This is a genomic window from Plantactinospora sp. GCM10030261, assembly GCF_042666615.1.
Lineage (GTDB): Bacteria > Actinomycetota > Actinomycetes > Mycobacteriales > Micromonosporaceae > KBS50.
Genome location: NZ_JBHTDD010000010.1, coordinates 122,146 through 136,260, shown reverse-complemented (window position 1 = coordinate 136,260; position 14,115 = coordinate 122,146). Strand labels below are relative to the sequence as shown.

Here is a 14,115-nt window from a genome sequence, read left to right as displayed (position 1 = left end):
GGGGACGGGCGGTCGCCCATGACGCGGTGCGCGAGGCTGCCGCGGTGAACCCGATCCGCGCGGCCGGCGGTGTCGTGCACCGGCCGGTGAACGGCGGCACCGAGGTCTGTCTGGTGCATCGCCCGCGCTACGACGACTGGTCGTTACCCAAGGGCAAGCTGGATCCGGGGGAACATCCGCTCCTCGCCGCCGTCCGGGAGGTCGCCGAGGAGGCCGACGTACGGGCCGTACCGCAGATCCGGTTGCCTACCGTGCGGTACGTCAGTCAGGGCCGACCGAAACGGGTCGACTTCTGGTCCATGCGGGCGGGCGGCTCGGGCGGGTTCCAGCCGCACGTCGAGGTGGACCAGCTCCGCTGGCTGCCGGTCGCCCAAGCCAGCGAGCTCGTCAGTTATCCGCACGATGCCCAGGTTCTGCGTGCCTTCGCGGCGCTGCCCGCGGTAACCGTCGAGGTGACCGTGGCCCGGCACGCCAGCGCGTACCGGCGGGGCACCTGGACCGGCCCGGACACCGCGCGGGCGCTGGACGACGACGGACGCCGGCAGGCCGCCGCCCTGGCGCCGTTGCTGGCGCTCTGCGGACCGCGTCGGCTGCTGTCGGCCGCCGCGCTGCGGTGCGTGCAGACGTTGGCGCCGCTGGCGGCGTCGCTGGACCTTCCGATCGAGGTGGACTCCGACTTCGCCGAACCCCGGCCCGGCCAGGATGCCGGCGACCGGGTCGGGGCGGCCACCGCCCGGCTGATCGAGCTGGCACTGGACGGGCAACCGGTGACGGTGTGCAGCCAGGGAAAAGTGCTGCCGCCGGCATTGGACCGGCTCGCGGCGGTCGGCGCCCCGGTGGGCGCGGCCGGCGACCACCGCACCCCGAAGGGCACCGGTTGGCTGCTGGCGTTCGCGGGTGACCGCCTGGTCGGGGCTGACCGGCTCATCCCACCGCCGGACTGACCCGCTCGTCCCACCGCCGGGCTGGGTGCACGGCGGCTGGATCCGAGGACCCGGACCGCGGAGAAGGGCCCTCCGCCAACGCGTTCCCGTCGGCGGAGGGCCCTTCCTCGTACTCAGCGGCGCGCGGCCTTCTTGGCCGGCGCCTTCTTCGCGGACGCGGACTTCTTGGCCCCGGTCGCCTTGCTGGTGGTCTTCTTCGCCGCCGTCGCCTTGCTGGTGGTCTTCTTCGCGGTGGTCTTCTTGGCGGTGGCCTTCTTGGCGGCGGTGGTCTTGGTCGCCGCCTTCGTCGCCTTGGTGCCGGTGGACTTGGTGCCACCGGACGCCTTCTTCGCCGCCCCCGTGGCCTTCGGCACCTTGCCGCTGGCCACCATCTCCTTGAAGCCCGTACCCGGCTTGAAGGCCGGGACGGACGTCTTCTTGACCTTCACCGGTTCCCCGGTACGCGGGTTGCGCGCTGTTCGCGCACCACGGACCCGCTTTTCGAAGGCACCGAAGCCGGTGATCGCCACCCGGTCGCCCTTGGCCACGGCCGCCTGAATCTCAGCCAGGACCGCGTCGAGCGCCGACGTCGCCGTCTTCCGGTCCCCGAGGCGATCAGTCAACGCCTCGATGAGCTCGGCCTTGTTCACGACTTCCTCCCGATGTGCAACTGGACTCAACGCGAGCCATTCTGCGCGCACCGTATGCCCTGCGCCCCGCAGACACAAACATCTGGTCGAAAAAATCCCTTGTGTCGCAACGGATTTCGTCGACCGGCTCGGCGTAGGGCACCCGGAAGGCGTGACAGCACAGGGAATCCGGGCCCGAGCGGGACGGGGACACCACCCGACGCCCGGGTCCGCGGTCACCCAACCGTCGGCAGGATGGCCGGTCGGACGTCCTCAAACTTCCTGATCAAGGACTCGTGGCGAAGTGTGAGTCCAATGTCGTCCAGCCCCTCCATGAGGCGCCAGCGGTTGAAGTCGTCGATGGGGAACGGCCACGTCAGCTCGGCCACCCGGACTTCCCGCTCGACCAGGTCGACCGTGATCGGGGTGGTCGGCTCGCGCTCCACGATTGCCCACAGGTCCTCGATCGCGGGCAGTTCCAGTTCGACCGGCAGCAGCCCTTCCTTGAGGGCGTTTCCCCGGAAGATGTCGCCGAAGCGCGGCGACAGGACCGCGCGGAATCCCCAGTCCCGTAGCGCCCACACGGCATGCTGCCGGGACGAGCCGGTGCCGAAGTCGGGACCGGCCACCAGGATCGACGCGCCGGAATGGGCGGGATCGTTGAACACGAATTCCGGGTCCTGCCGCCAGGAGTCGAACAGGGCGTCGGCAAACCCGGTCCTGGTGACCCGCTTGAGATAGACGGCCGGCACTATCTGATCTGTATCCACATTGGATCGGCGAAGCGGCATCGCCGTACCGGTGTGGGTGGTGAGCCTTTCCATGTCTGCCCTTCTGGTGTCTTGAGCTACAGATCCGCCGGCGCGGCCAGCCGGCCAGCCACGGCGGTGGCCGCGGCGACCGGTGGCGACACCAGGTGGGTGCGGCCGCCCCGGCCCTGGCGACCCTCGAAGTTGCGGTTGGAGGTGGACGCGGACCGCTCCCCCGGCCGCAACGTGTCCGGGTTCATGCCCAGACACATGGAACAGCCGGCGAACCGCCACTCGGCTCCGGCGTCGCTGAACACCTTGTCCAGTCCCTCGGCCTCGGCGGCCTCGCGCACCGCCGCCGAGCCGGGCACCACGAGCATCCGTACGCCGTCGGCGACCCGGTGACCACGCAGCACGTCGGCCGCGGCCCGCAGGTCCTCCAGCCGCCCATTGGTGCACGAGCCGACGAAGACCACGTCGACCGGCACCGAACGCAGCGGCGTACCAGGACGCAGGTCCATGTACTCGAGGGCGCGCTGGGCGGCCGCCCGGTCCTCGGCGGAGTCGAAGTCGGCGGGGTCGGGCACCGCGCCGTCCAGCGCCGAACCCTGGCCCGGGTTGGTGCCCCAGGTGACGAACGGGCTGATCCGGCTGGCGTCCAGCCGTACCTCGGCGTCGAACCGGGCGTCCGGGTCGGTGGCCAGGCCGCGCCAGTACTCGACGGCGGCGTCCCAGCTCTCGCCCGTAGGGGCGTGCCGGCGACCGCGCAGGTAGCCGAAGGTGGTCTCGTCCGGTGCGATCATGCCGGCCTTGGCGCCCCACTCGATGGACATGTTCGCCACCGTCATCCGGCCCTCCATGGACAGCGCCCGGATCGCCTCGCCGCGGTACTCCACCACGTGTCCCCGACCACCGCCGGTGCCTACCTGGGCGATCAGCGCGAGGACGAGGTCCTTGGCGGTGACCCCGGGAGCGAGGTGCCCGGTCACGGTGACCGCCATCGTCCTGGGGCGCTGCTGCGGCAGGGTCTGCGTAGCCAGCACGTGCTCGACCTCGCTGGTGCCGATGCCGAACGCCAGTGCGCCGAACGCGCCGTGGGTGGCGGTGTGCGAATCACCGCAGACCACGGTCATCCCCGGCTGGGTGAGGCCGAGTTGTGGGCCTATCACGTGCACGATGCCCTGCTGCTCGTCGCCGAGTTGATGCAGGCGGACGCCGAACTCGGCGCAGTTGCGGCGCAGCGTCGCGAGCTGGGTCCGAGAGGTCAGGTCGGTCACCGTGCTCAGGTCACCGCGGCGACCGTGCGCCTGCGGGTCCGCGTACCCGGTGGGGGTGTTGTGGTCCTCGGTGGCGAGGGTGAGGTCGGGGCGACGGACCCGGCGCCGCGCGGCGCGCAGCCCGTCGAACGCCTGCGGGCTCGTCACCTCGTGCAACAGGTGCAGGTCGATGTAGAGCAGGTCGGGTTCGCCGGCCGCGGACCGCACCACGTGGGCGTCCCAGACCTTCTCGGCCAGCGTCTGTGGACCCGGCGGCTGTGGAGTGTCTCCCACCATCTGGACATCCTAAATTCTGGGAGGTAAGTTTCGGCTTGTGGGACACAGTATGAGCGGTGTCGGCGTCCTCGACAAGGCGGTGGTGATCCTCGCCGCCTGTGTGGATGGCGCCAGCCTGGCCGAACTCGTCGAACGCACCAAGCTGCCCCGGGCCACCGCGCACCGGCTCGCTCAGGCCCTGGAGATCCACCGCATGCTGGTCCGGGACACCCAGGGCCGCTGGCGCCCGGGGCCCCGGCTGGGCGAACTGGCGAACGCCGCTCCCGATGTCCTGCTCACCGCCGCCGAGCCGCTGCTGACCGCACTGCGGGACGCCACCGGCGAAAGCGCCCAGCTCTACCTGCGCCGAGCCGACGAACGCATCTGCGTGGCCGCTGCCGAGCGAGCCAGCGGCCTCCGCGACACCGTTCCCATCGGCGCGGTCCTCCCGATGACCGCGGGGTCGGCGGCACAGGTGCTACTCGCCTGGGAGCCACCGGAGGCGGTGATGCCGCTGCTGCCGAGGTGCAAGTTCACCGGCCGCACGCTGGCCGAGGTCCGCCGCCGAGGCTGGGCGCAGAGCGTTGCCGAACGGGAGGCCGGAGTGGCGAGCGTCTCCGCCCCGATCCGCGACCGGACCGGACGGGTGATCGCCTCGGTCAGCGTCTCGGGCCCCATCGAACGGCTTGGCCGCCGCCCAGGCGACCGCCACGCCATGGCCGTCGTCCGCGCCGGCCAACGCCTCAGCGGCCTCTGACCCCCCACCCCCCTGCCCCCACCGCCCCACCCCGCCGATCTAGGGCAGATGGTCGTGATTGGAGATCAACTAGCAGCCATCTGCCCTAGATCGGCGGGAAACACGGGAAACGGCGCAGGGGGGCGTTGGATGTGGGCACAATGAAACGGCCCGCATCGCCAGAGGCGATGCGGGCCGTGAACGTAGCCCCGACCGGATTCGAACCGGCGCTACCGCCTTGAGAGGGCGGCGTCCTAGGCCGCTAGACGACGGGGCCGAGAACTTCCATGTCGTTGACCTTGCGACCAACGCCGCCAGACTCTATCAGAGTCCAGCTACCGACGCCCTCGCGGGCATCAGTGGCTGGGGTACCAGGACTCGAACCTAGACTAACTGAACCAGAATCAGTCGGGCTGCCAATTACCCCATACCCCATCGGCGCTTTCGGCGCCGGAAGAGAACTTTACCGGACCTGTCCGGCAGGGCCAAATCGACCCCCGCGTCCGGTCCGGAGCCCCCGGCGCCTGAGCCCACGGGCGGACTCAGTCCATCGCCACGACCGGGTTGACCAGTTCGCCGATCCCCTCCACCCGGACGCTGACCGTATCCCCGCTGGTCAGCGGGGAAACCCCCGCGGGGGTACCGGTCAGCACCACGTCGCCGGGGAGCAGTGTCATGACGTGCGAGACGTACGACACCAGGCCGGGTACGTCGAACACCATGTCCCGGGTCCGGCCGAGCTGCCGCACCTCCATCTCGTCGGCCGACCGCCCCACCTCGCACCGAACTTCGAGGTCGCCGACGTCCAGCCCGGTCGCGATCCACGGCCCCAGCGGGCAGAACGAGTCGAACCCCTTCGCCCGCGTCCACTGACCGTCGGAACGCTGCAGATCACGCGCCGTGACGTCGTTGGCGCAGGTGTAGCCGAATACTGCCCGCTGCGCGGCGGCCCGGTCGGCACGGCGGGCACCGGGCGGACCGATCACCACCGCCAGCTCGGCCTCGTGCTCCACCTGGCGGGACTGTGGCGGCAGCCGGATCGCGTCCCGTGGCCCGATCACCGAGGTGGACGGCTTCAGGAACAGCAGCGGCTCGGCCGGCACCTCCGCACCGTGCTCGGCGGCATGTTCCGCGTAGTTGCGGCCGACGCAGACCACCTTGCTGGGCAGGATCGGGGAAAGCAGCCGGACGTCGGCCACCGCCCACCGCTGCCCGGTGAAGGTGATCTGGCCGAACGGGTGGCCGTCGATCTGGGCAATCGTCAGGGCCTGCGGGCCGGCGTCCGGCTCACCTTCGACGGCGCCGAACGACATTCCCTTGGGATGGGCGAAACGAGCGATACGCACCCGGCCAATCTAGCCGCAGTCGCTGTCCGCGAGCCCGGCGGCGGGGCGTACCGGCATACAGGGCCCGGGAGAGTACGCCCGCAGGGTACCCCCGACCCAGCGCCGCCGTGGTCGTTCCCTCCTTTCCGACCTCCACGGGGGGACCCGCGCCTAGCGTCGGCCGTGGGAGGTCTCGATCTGATGGTGGTATCGAGAAGTCAACTGAGGGTGTTCGCCACGCTCGTCGCCGGCGCCCTGGCCGTCCTCACCGCACCGGTCACACCGACAACCCCGACCCCGCCCACGAGCACGGCGCGGCCGACCGTCACGGGCTCACCCGGCGGCACAGCACCACCCACCGGAACGCCACTGCCGGCAACCGCGGCGCCGCCACCCATCGCCACAGTGCCCGCCGTGACCCTGGCGGTCACCCCGCTCGGCCAGCTCACCCCGGCGTACGAGATCCAGGTCACAAACGGCACGGCGGCGTCGGTGCGGACCACGGTCCGCCAGGAACTCCCACCCGGCCTGTCCCCCATCGCGATCAGCCACGGCGGCCACGCGAACGATTCCGGCGGCGCCGGTGGGGGCACCGAGCTGAGCTGGCAGCTCCGGGTGCCCGCCGGGCGTACCGAAACGGTAAGCGCGACCCTGCGACGGGCCGGCGCGAACGCCTCCGAGCTGACCGCGCCGGCCTGCGCGTTCACCCGTGACGGCCTGGTGCCGGACGACTGCGCGACGGCCACCTGGAGCCCGCCGCGCCAGTTCATCGGCGGCTCCGAGCCGCCGTGGCGACAACCCGGCGTGCTCGGGCTGGCCGGCGGCGCGGCCCTGCTGCTCGGCGCCATCGGGCTCGGATTCCGGGCTCGAAGACGCCGGGACGCCAGCGCCCGGCAGGCGGCCCGCGACGTGCTCGCCCACAGCGAACCGAACATCTATCCGAAACCTCGCACGGCTGCCCCCCGGGTGGTGCGGCCTCCCCGCCGCCGCCCTCCGCTGTGGGCAGCGGTCGGGCTGGCCCTGCTGCTCATCGGCGCGTCGGCCGGGGTCGCGTTGTGGGCGGCCACCGATCGGGTGGGTGCCATGCAGTCGCGGCAACAACCGTCCGGCGGGGCCTGGGTGGGCACCACCGCCGAAGGCCCGGTCGGCACGCCGCTACGCGAGTCCGCCTTCGAGTTCACCGTGTATCGGGCGGCCTGCCCAGCGGGCCGGCCGTGCACGCTCACCGTCGGCGTCCGCAACGTCTCCGACCGTGGCCAGCGCTGGTACGCCGAGTTGCAGCGGGCCTACCTGGCGGACGGCAACTGGGTGACGGTCGACGAGGCGGCGACCCGTGGTGCCAACCGGGGGCACGACCTTTTCGCCGAACCGGTGCCGCCGGGCGAACGACGGCTGGCACCGTTGGTCTTCGCGGCCACCCCGAGCCCACCGACGACGTTCGAACTCCGCAGCGCCGTCTTCTCCGCCGGGGTACGGGTCGATCCGTCCTGAGCTGAACGTCCGGCGGTCCAGTCCGGTCCCGGTCCGGTGCCGTCGGTCGACCGGTCCCGCCGGTACCGGGTCAGTCGGGCAGGAGGGGCATTTCCAGGCCGGGATCCCGACCGAGCAGGACGGCCCGGGTGAGCGCCGACGAGCCGAACCGGTCGCGTACGGCGTCGACCGCGGCGTCCAGACCGGAGCCGTCGTCTCCGTCGAAGGGCAACTCCGGCTGCACGTACCCGTTGTGCAGGTTGCCGAGCGAAATGCCGATAAGCGTGACGCCGCGCCGGTCGATCTCCGGCTGGGCGGCGTGTAACAGGGATCGCGCGGCGGCGAGGACGGCGCCGGTGTGCGCGGTCGCCTTGGTCACGGTATGTGATCGGGTGGCCCGTGCGTAGTCGGCGAATCTCAGCCGGAGTGTCACCGTCCGGCCGACGCGACCGGCCGCCCGCATCCGGCGGGTCACCCGGTCGACCAGGCCGGCCAGGATGGCGTCGAGTTCGGCGGGTGGATGCGGCCCGCGTCCGAGCGCGTGCTGGGCACCCATCGATCCGCGCCGGCGGCCGACGTCCACCCGCCGAGGGTCGCGGTTGTGTGCCAGGGCGTGCAGGTGCCGACCGGCGGCGGACCCGAGCAGGGAGACGAGGGTGGCCTCACCGAGCCGGGCCACCTGCCCGACCGTACGGATCCGCCGGTCCCGCAGCTTCGCGGCGGTGACCGGACCCACCCCCCACAGCCGCTCGACCGGAAGCGGATGCAGGAAGTCCAGTTCCCCGGCGGGCGGCACGACCAGCAGACCGTCCGGTTTGGCCACCCCGCTCGCCACCTTGGCGAGGAACTTCGTCCGGGCCACTCCCACGGTGATCGGCAGGCCGACGGTCTCCCGCACATCGTCGCGCAACCGTCCCGCGATGTCGGCCGGCGGCCCGCAGAGCCGGCGCAGACCGCCCACGTCGAGGAACGCCTCGTCGATGGAGAGCCCCTCGACGATCGGGGTGGTCCGCCGGAAGATCTCGAACACCGCCCGGCTGGCGGCGGTGTACGCCGACATCCGCGGCGGCACGACGACGGCATCCGGACAGAGCCGGCGCGCCTGCGCACCGCCCATCGCGCTGCGGACGCCCCGGGCTTTCGCCTCGTAGCTGGCGGCCAGCACCACCCCGCCGCCGACGATCACGGGCCGACCGCGCAGTCGCGGATCGTCCCGCTGCTCCACCGAGGCGTAGAACGCGTCAAGATCGGCGTGCAGGATCGTGGCGGCGCCGCGCCCACCGGCACCGCGCCCACCGGCACCGTCCTCGCCGGCACCACCCTCCCCAGCACCGTCCGACACGAACATATGTTCGCACGGAATCGTCTGACCTGGGGGGCGACCAGCGGAGACGGCCTCCGTTCGGCTGCGTACCCTGAACGGGTGACCGTGACGCACATCCCCGCGGCGAGCTGGCTTGCCGCCCTGGCGGCCCACGAGAGGCGCGCCGACTCCCTCACGGCCGGACACCGTGCCCGCAAGGCCACCGGGGAACGTCACGCGATCGACGATTTCCTCTACGACTACTACGGCACCAGGCCGTCCGTGCTGCGACGTTGGCATCCCGGCGTGGGTATCTCCCTGGAGCCGGGACCACACGGCTCCGCACCACACCGACAGTGGCGCTGGTACGCCGAGGACGCGAACGGGGTGGTGGGTCTCGACGTCGCGGCGTTCCTCACCGACCGGGGCGAGTCGGTGCGCTTCATCCATCGACTGTTGTCCGCGATCGCCTCGCGACCGGCCTTCACCGGCTGCTTCGGGTTGCACGAGTGGGCGATGGTGTACCGCCAACGTCAGCATCGGCATCCGCTACCCCTGCGGCTCGGGCAGGAGGGCACCGACGCGGTTGTCGAGTCCCACCAGATCCGTTGCACGCACTTCGACGCGTTCCGGTTCTTCACCCCGGACGCGGTCGGCCTCAACCGGCTCCAACCCACCCGGGCGAGCCAGGTGGAACTCGACCAACCGGGCTGCCTGCACGCCTCCATGGACTGCCACAAGTGGGCGACCAAGCTGGGTCCAGCCGTTCCGGGAGACCTGGCGCTCGACTGCTTCGAGTTGGCGAGGGACATCCGGCTGCTCGACATGCGGGCATCTCCATACGACTTCTCCTCGTACGGGGAGTCGGCGGTGGCCATCGAGACACCGGAGGGCAAGTCCGAGTACGTGGCTCGGCAGCGCGACTTCGCCCACCGTGCCGACCGGCTACGCGCCCGGTTGATCGAGGTCTGCGCAGCGCTGATCGAGGCGGCGCCGGTGGGGATGATCGTGGTGGGAGATCGGGATTGATCGTGGATTATCGCTGCCCCTGGCGGGGCACCAACAATCCACGATCCACACGACGGTCACCCGGTCGGGTCGAGGTAGAGGCAGAACGGGTGCCCGGCCGGGTCGAGCGGCACCCGCACGTTCTCCTGCGGCTAGTACGCGGCGACCTCGGCACCGATGCCGACGGCGTACGCCACCGCCTGGGCCAGGTCGTCCACCTCGATGTCGAGGTGCATGGACATCCGCGGCTGCCCCGGAACGGTCGGCCAAACGGGCCGGACGTAGTGCGGCTCAGTCTGGAACCCCAGGTTGTAACCGAGTTCCCCGAGCCGCGCGCCGTCGGCGGTGAACAGATCAACCGGCTCCAGGCAATGGCACGGACGTCGTTTGCGCAGCCCATGAAAACGCTCTGAGCTGGGCTTTTGCCGGATCGGTCGGCGACGTACGGTCGGGAGTGCCGGGCTGTGGCGACCCCGGCAACCAGCTCCACCCCTCGGCCGGCAGCGCTGCCCGTCGACGGCCCCTCGGTCGACGCGGAGGCACGCTGATGACGATCTTCGGTTGGGACACAAGTGATTACGACGTCGGCCGGGGACTGACCCCGGACCGGGTCCGCGCGGCCGCCGGGTTGGGCATCCAGTTCCTGACGGCCAAGGGCACCGAGCACTCCCCCGGCGGCGTGGTCCGGCACACCTCCGGCGGCTGGGTCCTCGGCACCGGCCGGGACGCCGGCATCCCGTTTCTCGGCCTCTACGTGGTCGTCCGCACGGGCGTGTCTCCGGCGGTTCAGGCGCAGACGCTCATCGAGCACGCGACCAGGGTCGCCCCCTGGTGGTCCACCTCTCCGCAGTTCTTCTGGCAGGTGGACCTCGAACGGTGGCCGTACGACGACGTGGCGGCGACCGTCGGCGTCCAGGTCTGCGCCGAGTTGGAGGCCCGAACCACCAAACGGGTTGTCCTGTACGCGTCCCGGGGCCAGTACGGCGACAGCCAACTCGGCCCGTATCCGCGCTGGAACGCCCGCTACCCGTACAACCGGGACGAGGACTTCCGCGCCGCGTACACCAGGGCCGGTGGGGACACCGGATCGGGCTGGCAGGTCTACGGGGCGCCGCCGAAGCTGCCCCTGATCTGGCAGTACACCAGCACCGCACGGATCGGCGCGCAGCGCACCTGCGACGCGAACGCCTTCCGGGGGGACCTCACCGCCTTCGCCGTCATGATCGGCGCCACCTCACCAGGGGGAACGGACGTGAAGACCACGCATATCGTCACCAGGAACAGCAGTGCCACCGTCCCGGTGGACGGCGTCTATCACGACATCCCCTGGTCAGACGGAAACGTCGCCTACCAGGTCACCGGCGCCGGTGTGGTGAGCCACCAGACCAAACTGGACCTGCGCGGGTTGCGCCTCGGCGACCTCGTCCGGATCCGCGCCAGCTACCGCTTCCCGGGCCGCACCGACCCGTACCACCAGACCCTGTCGCAGCAGACCGTCTCGGTCGACCCGGCCGGCACCGGTGGGATCTTCTTGGTCAGCAGCGCCAACGAGAACCATCAACTGACGGCCGGCACGCAGATCAGCTTCGCGGTGGCGGTGACGCCGGCCGCCGGGACCGGAACCCGGACCGTCAGTTACGGCGAGTACACCCGCAAGACCATCCTGCTGTACGCCTGAGGCAGGCGAGGGTGTCGGTCCGACGGACCCCAACTATGAACAAGAAGTGACGACTCGATGGCTATGCGTGGCGATCCACCACGTCGACGCTGGCCACCGCACGATGACTCCATGCCTACCTCTCGCCGACTGACGGTGGCCGGCCTCGCCGTCATCGGAGTCGCCCTTATCGTCATGGCCGCCGTTAACCTGCCCACAGCCGGCGCGGTGGCAACCGTGATAAATGCGCTGACCGGTCTGGTTCTACTCGGACTGGCGTTATGGAACGGAACAGCTTCCCGAGGGACGACCGCTGGGCAGCCGGAAGCCGCCGATCGCAGGCAACGACTTCCGATTCGCGTCGCCTACGTCGCCTTGGCTTTCTCGGCGCTGGCAATCATCATCCAGGTCCAACCATGGTGGACGATCTCCGAGGACTCCGGTGGCATCGAGGCAGCCAGGACGACCCCTGTCGTGCCCGGGCAGAGCGGTGTCGTCGCGCCCGTCGCCGCGTCCGTTCGGCCGCCGGGACGAACCTGCGCGACCGTCACGTCGGACTCGGCCGGGGTCTACACGAATCCGGACTCGTCCGCTTCACCGGTGAAGTACAAGAGCGGAGGAGACCGCATCGTACTGGAGCCGGGTCAGATCCCACCGCCGTTCGACGGCTGGGTCAAGGTTTGGCTCCCCGCCGACGCGCCCGGTTACGGCTTCATGCGCGCCGACACCCTGTCCGCGATCAGCTGTGAACGGCCCGCCGGCGCCCTCCGCTAGCACCACCGTTGCCGCGCCCGGTCTTCATCAAATCGGCAACGCGACCCGGGCGAGGGTCGGCTCGGAGCTGTTCGAGGGTGGCTGGCAGCGGCAGGCGCCAGTTCGGGTACTCGTTCACGGTGCCCGGCAGATTGGGCTGGCGGATCTCGCCAAGCACGTCGTAGAGCGACACGGCGAGCAGCCGGGTCGGGCTGGCCGCCAGCGCGGCGTGCATGCCCACCACTATGTCGTCGTCGGACGGGTCGCCGCCGGAACCGGCCGGCAGCAGGTTCTCGGCACGCAGCATGGCGAGCAGCTGGTGCCGGTCGTCGGCGGCCCGGGACCGCTCATCGGCCTCGCTGCCGGCCAGTTGGCGTAGTTCGGCCCGGACCCGCACGTGCTCGCCGACCAGGAAGCCGGGCGCGGTGGGCAGGTCGTGGGTGGAGATGGTGGCAAGCGCGTTGCGGGGCCAGCGGGCCGGCGGGAGGAACGGCGCGTCCGGGCGTTCGTGGTCGCGGGCGAACCACAGCACGGTGGAGCCGAGCATGTTGCGACCCCGCAGTCCTCGGGTCACCACCGGTTGCACGGTGCCCAGGTCCTCGCCGATCACCACGGCGCCGGCCCGGTGCGCCTCCAGCGCGAGGATGCCGAGCATCGCCTCGGCGTCGTACGTCACATAGGTGCCCTCCCCGGGCCCGGCACCCGGCGGGATCCACCACAGCCGCCACAGGCCGGCGACGTGGTCGACACGGAGCCCGCCGGCGTGGGCGAGCGCTCGGCGCAAGAGGTCGCGATAGGCGGCGTACCCGGTGGCGGCCAACCGGTCCGGCCGCCATGCGGCGAGTCCCCAGTCCTGGCCGAGTTGGTTGAAGTCGTCCGGGGGAGCGCCGATCCGGACTCCGGCGGCCAGCACGTCGGCGAGTTGCCACCCGTCGGCGCCGCCCGGATCGACGCCGACTGCCAGGTCGTGCACGATGCCGACCGGCATCCCGGCCGCGGACGCGGCGGCGGAAGCGGCCGCGAGCTGTTCGCCGCACAGCCGCTGCAACCAGGCGTGGAAGGCCACCTGCGGGGCCAGCTCGGCGCGGGCCTCGGCCACCGCCGGTCCGGCCGGCGTCCGCAGCGGTTCGGGCCAGGTCCGCCAGTCGCTGCCGTGCCGCTCGGCGAGAGCGCAGTACGTGGCGAAGGCGGTCAGCTCCGGATCCGCGTCCAGATCGATCGGCCCGGCCAGCGGGAAGAGCAACTCCAGGGCCGCCCGCTTGGCTCGCCAGACGGCGTCGTAGTCAATCAGGTCACCGGCGTCGGGCCGCAGCGCGTCGATCCGGCCGCGCAGGTCGGCGTCGGCCTCCTGGTACGCGTCGATGTCGGCGACGCGGAGGTAGAGGGGATTGGCGAACCGGCGGCTGGACGGCGAGTACGGCGACGCGGGCACCGGATGGGTCGGGGCCACCGCGTGCAGCGGGTTGAGCAGCACCAGTCCGGCGCCGGTGTCGGCACCCGCCCAGCGGGTGAAGTCGGCCAGGTCGCCCAGGTCTCCCATCCCCCACGACCGGTCCGACCGCAGCGCGTAGAGCTGGAGCATCCAGCCCCAGGCCGTCGGCGGCACGGGGAGCCGGCGGGGCACGACGACGAGCGGGACCTGGCGACCGGCGCAGGTCAGCCGGTGCCAGCCCAGCGGCAGGTCGGCGGGGAGCGTCTCGCCAACCGGGCGACGGCCACCGTCTTCCAGGGTCACCTCGCCGGGAGCGGGCAACGCCCGGGTCCGGCCGGCGGTGAGCACCACCGTGTCGGGCAGGCTGGCGCCGTCGACCACCGCACGAGCGGCGGTGAGGCTGTCCTGGACCGCCGCCGGGCCGGTCGCGTCCACGCCGAGCAGTCCGAGCACCTCCACGACGATCTCCGGGCGGACCCGCACCCGCCGTCCCCGCCAGTCGGTGTACGAGGTAGCCACCCCGTGGGCCGCCGCCAGGGCGGCCAGTCGCCGGTCCATCCGCACCCCCAGACCTTGTCATGTGGCCGTCATCGACGCA

At 71.5% G+C, this 14,115-nt stretch carries 12 protein-coding genes, 2 tRNA genes and 1 pseudogene; 6 read left to right on the top strand and 9 right to left on the bottom strand.

Translation table 11 applies throughout. The annotated features are described in order from the left end of the window. Nucleotides 1–26 precede the first annotated feature (26 nt). A complete protein-coding gene (locus tag ACFQUZ_RS14645) occupies nucleotides 27–944 on the top strand; it encodes an NUDIX domain-containing protein (RefSeq protein ID WP_377442260.1) in 918 nt (305 codons plus the stop codon). Nucleotides 945–1,069: 125 nt separating this feature from the next. Here ACFQUZ_RS14645 and ACFQUZ_RS14640 read toward each other — a convergent pair. From ACFQUZ_RS14640 to leuC, 3 genes and pseudogenes are all read right to left on the bottom strand, one after another. Then, nucleotides 1,070–1,573, bottom strand: a pseudogene (locus tag ACFQUZ_RS14640) (HU family DNA-binding protein); the annotation flags it as partial. A 215-nt stretch (nucleotides 1,574–1,788) separates the two neighbouring features. Further along, nucleotides 1,789–2,376, bottom strand: coding sequence for a 3-isopropylmalate dehydratase small subunit (leuD, locus tag ACFQUZ_RS14635; RefSeq protein ID WP_377442257.1), 588 nt, complete (start codon nucleotides 2,374–2,376; stop codon nucleotides 1,789–1,791). Nucleotides 2,377–2,399: 23 nt separating this feature from the next. Next, complete coding sequence (leuC, locus tag ACFQUZ_RS14630; protein WP_377442254.1) at nucleotides 2,400–3,854, bottom strand: 3-isopropylmalate dehydratase large subunit; 1,455 nt, start codon at nucleotides 3,852–3,854, stop codon at nucleotides 2,400–2,402. Between the two features lie 49 nt (nucleotides 3,855–3,903). Here leuC and ACFQUZ_RS14625 point away from each other — a divergent pair, with 49 nt between their 5' ends. Beyond that, complete coding sequence (locus ACFQUZ_RS14625) at nucleotides 3,904–4,590, top strand: IclR family transcriptional regulator (protein WP_377442252.1); 687 nt, start codon at nucleotides 3,904–3,906, stop codon at nucleotides 4,588–4,590. A 183-nt stretch (nucleotides 4,591–4,773) separates the two neighbouring features. On the opposite strand, the gene ACFQUZ_RS14620 is transcribed toward ACFQUZ_RS14625, so the two are convergent. From ACFQUZ_RS14620 to ACFQUZ_RS14610, 3 genes are all read right to left on the bottom strand, one after another. Beyond that, nucleotides 4,774–4,846, bottom strand: a tRNA-Glu gene (locus ACFQUZ_RS14620). 83 nt (nucleotides 4,847–4,929) lie between these two features. Next, nucleotides 4,930–5,004: transfer RNA gene (locus ACFQUZ_RS14615), tRNA-Gln, on the bottom strand. 107 nt (nucleotides 5,005–5,111) lie between these two features. Beyond that, complete coding sequence (locus ACFQUZ_RS14610; RefSeq protein ID WP_377442250.1) at nucleotides 5,112–5,915, bottom strand: fumarylacetoacetate hydrolase family protein; 804 nt, start codon at nucleotides 5,913–5,915, stop codon at nucleotides 5,112–5,114. Nucleotides 5,916–6,095: 180 nt separating this feature from the next. Here ACFQUZ_RS14610 and ACFQUZ_RS14605 point away from each other — a divergent pair, with 180 nt between their 5' ends. Next, the gene (locus tag ACFQUZ_RS14605) at nucleotides 6,096–7,385 is read left to right on the top strand and encodes a hypothetical protein (protein WP_377442247.1); all 1,290 of its coding nucleotides are present in this window, start codon (nucleotides 6,096–6,098) and stop codon (nucleotides 7,383–7,385) included. Between the two features lie 70 nt (nucleotides 7,386–7,455). Here ACFQUZ_RS14605 and dinB read toward each other — a convergent pair whose 3' ends face one another. Continuing rightward, nucleotides 7,456–8,625: a DNA polymerase IV gene (dinB, locus tag ACFQUZ_RS14600; RefSeq protein WP_377442426.1), complete on the bottom strand. Its 1,170-nt coding sequence runs from the start codon at nucleotides 8,623–8,625 to the stop codon at nucleotides 7,456–7,458. 162 nt (nucleotides 8,626–8,787) lie between these two features. On the opposite strand from dinB, the gene ACFQUZ_RS14595 reads away from it, so the two are divergent. Beyond that, nucleotides 8,788–9,696: a 3-methyladenine DNA glycosylase gene (locus tag ACFQUZ_RS14595; protein WP_377442245.1), complete on the top strand. Its 909-nt coding sequence runs from the start codon at nucleotides 8,788–8,790 to the stop codon at nucleotides 9,694–9,696. A 131-nt stretch (nucleotides 9,697–9,827) separates the two neighbouring features. On the opposite strand, the gene ACFQUZ_RS14590 is transcribed toward ACFQUZ_RS14595, so the two are convergent. After that, complete coding sequence (locus tag ACFQUZ_RS14590; RefSeq protein ID WP_377442242.1) at nucleotides 9,828–10,247, bottom strand: VOC family protein; 420 nt, start codon at nucleotides 10,245–10,247, stop codon at nucleotides 9,828–9,830. On the opposite strand from ACFQUZ_RS14590, the gene ACFQUZ_RS14585 reads away from it, so the two are divergent. Together ACFQUZ_RS14585 and ACFQUZ_RS14580 are read left to right on the top strand one after the other, a co-directional pair. Next, entirely contained in the window at nucleotides 10,223–11,353 is a 1,131-nt protein-coding gene (locus tag ACFQUZ_RS14585; protein WP_377442240.1) for a hypothetical protein, read from the top strand. The genes ACFQUZ_RS14590 and ACFQUZ_RS14585 overlap by 25 nt on opposite strands. Before the next feature lie 135 nt (nucleotides 11,354–11,488). Next, nucleotides 11,489–12,106: a hypothetical protein gene (locus ACFQUZ_RS14580; protein WP_377442238.1), complete on the top strand. Its 618-nt coding sequence runs from the start codon at nucleotides 11,489–11,491 to the stop codon at nucleotides 12,104–12,106. On the opposite strand, the gene malQ is transcribed toward ACFQUZ_RS14580, so the two are convergent. Continuing rightward, nucleotides 12,072–14,075: a 4-alpha-glucanotransferase gene (malQ, locus tag ACFQUZ_RS14575; protein ID WP_377442236.1), complete on the bottom strand. Its 2,004-nt coding sequence runs from the start codon at nucleotides 14,073–14,075 to the stop codon at nucleotides 12,072–12,074. The genes ACFQUZ_RS14580 and malQ overlap by 35 nt on opposite strands. Between the last annotated feature and the right edge of the window lie 40 nt (nucleotides 14,076–14,115).

Coding starts and splice junctions, on each gene's coding strand:
- leuD (WP_377442257.1), bottom strand. CDS start 2,376: ATGGAAAGGCTCACCACCCACACCGGTACGGCGATGCCGCTTCGCCGA.
- leuC (WP_377442254.1), bottom strand. CDS start 3,854: ATGGTGGGAGACACTCCACAGCCGCCGGGTCCACAGACGCTGGCCGAG.
- ACFQUZ_RS14625 (WP_377442252.1), top strand. CDS start 3,904: ATGAGCGGTGTCGGCGTCCTCGACAAGGCGGTGGTGATCCTCGCCGCC.
- ACFQUZ_RS14605 (WP_377442247.1), top strand. CDS start 6,096: ATGGTGGTATCGAGAAGTCAACTGAGGGTGTTCGCCACGCTCGTCGCC.
- ACFQUZ_RS14585 (WP_377442240.1), top strand. CDS start 10,223: ATGACGATCTTCGGTTGGGACACAAGTGATTACGACGTCGGCCGGGGA.
- malQ (WP_377442236.1), bottom strand. CDS start 14,075: ATGGACCGGCGACTGGCCGCCCTGGCGGCGGCCCACGGGGTGGCTACC.